This is a genomic window from Synechococcus sp. R55.2 (genome assembly GCF_047462075.1).
In the GTDB taxonomy this organism is placed as follows: Bacteria; Cyanobacteriota; Cyanobacteriia; order Thermostichales; family Thermostichaceae; genus Thermostichus.
This window is the reverse complement of record NZ_JANSIH010000020.1, coordinates 1-1,478: the sequence shown is the minus strand read 5'-3', so window position 1 is coordinate 1,478 and position 1,478 is coordinate 1. Positions and strand designations below refer to the sequence as shown.

Here is a 1,478-nt window from a genome sequence, read left to right as displayed (position 1 = left end):
TCCTGGAAGATCACCTGGCCTGGGGAAAAGCGGCTGGGCAACAGGGCAGCCGTCAGCGCCTTCCACTCGGCATCTTCCAAAGATTGGAAGAGCAAGTGCTCGCGAACACGCTCAAACGGATAACGGGGGCTGCTCATGATGTCGGTGGGCCAGAGGGGTACCTGAGGCCGGCTCCGTTTCATCCTACCGCTGCCGGCAGGGTATTGGGAGATGGGAGAGAGTTGTCCCCAAAGAGTATCTAAGATGCAATGGAAAAGGTAGGTCGCTCCCAGGGATCCCATGCAGCCTGGCTCAATTGTCCGCTGCCGCAACCGCGAGTGGGTGGTGCTCCCCGCTGATTCAGAAGAAATTGTGGTGCTGCGGCCCCTCACCGGCACCCCAGAAGATGCGGTTTGCATTCACCGACACCTGATGAACCTTGTGGGCGGCACCTTGCCCTTCGAGCGAGTGGAGCCTACCGCCTTTCCTTGGCCCTCTGGGGATCATCCTGCCGATGCCACCAGTACCCTTCTCCTCTGGCAGGCGGCCCGGCTGATTTTACGGGAGGGCGCAACTCCCTTTCGCTCTCTGGGGCGCCTCTCGATTCGGCCACGGGTATACCAGTTTGTGCCCTTGCTCATGGCGCTGCGCCTCGATCCGGTGCGGCTATTGATTGCCGACGACGTAGGGGTGGGCAAGACCATCGAGGCGCTGCTGATAGCCAGGGAGCTTTTGGATCGCGGCGAGATCCGACGCCTTTGTGTCCTGTGCCCTCCCTATTTGTGCGAGCAGTGGGCCAGTGAGCTGGCCGAGAAGTTTAACCTGGAGCCAGTGGTCATCCGCTCGGGAACGGTGGGGCAATTGGAGCGAAAAACCCCTGTTGGGCGCAGCCTCTACGAGCACTTTCCTGTCCAGGTGGCCAGCATTGACTTCGTCAAGACCGAGCGCAACCGCCACCCATTTCTGCAATTTTGTCCTGAGCTGGTCATTGCCGACGAAGTCCATGGGGCAGCGGCGGCCCATGGCAAAAACCAGCAGGAGCGCCACAGTCTGCTCAAAGCGGTGGCCCAAAACCCCAACCGCCACCTGATCCTGCTGACGGCAACTCCCCACAGCGGTGTCGAAGAGGCGTTCCGCTCGCTGCTGGGGCTGCTGCGGCCCGAGTTCGAGACATGGGATCTCCAGGATCTCAACGAAGACCAACGCGTCCAGCTAGCCCGTCATTTTGTCCAGCGCACGCGGCGAGATATTCGGGAAACTTGGCAGGAGCTCACCTGTTTTCCAACCCGGGAAGCTGAAGATGAAACCTACACCCTTTCTGAGGGGCAGCGCAAGCTGTTCGAGGACACCTATGGGTTTTGCTCGGAATTGGTGTGCACAGGGCAGCAACTAGAGAAGCGCCAGCAGCGAGTGCGCTACTGGGGAGCGCTGGCCCTTTTGCGCTGCGTAATGTCCAGCCCGGCGGCAGCAGTAGCGGCATTGCACAATCGCAGCGGAGC

Annotated in this window: 2 protein-coding genes; one reads left to right on the top strand and one right to left on the bottom strand. The window is 60.7% G+C overall.

The features are described 5' to 3' along the window. The coding region (locus tag NW838_RS00725) for a hypothetical protein (RefSeq protein WP_414427303.1) at positions 1–182 on the bottom strand (182 nt) is incomplete at its 3' end. 97 nt (positions 183–279) lie between these two features. Between NW838_RS00725 and NW838_RS00720 the strand changes: the two genes are divergently transcribed. After that, a partial coding sequence (locus tag NW838_RS00720; protein WP_414427302.1) for a DEAD/DEAH box helicase occupies positions 280–1,478 on the top strand: 1,199 nt, incomplete at its 3' end.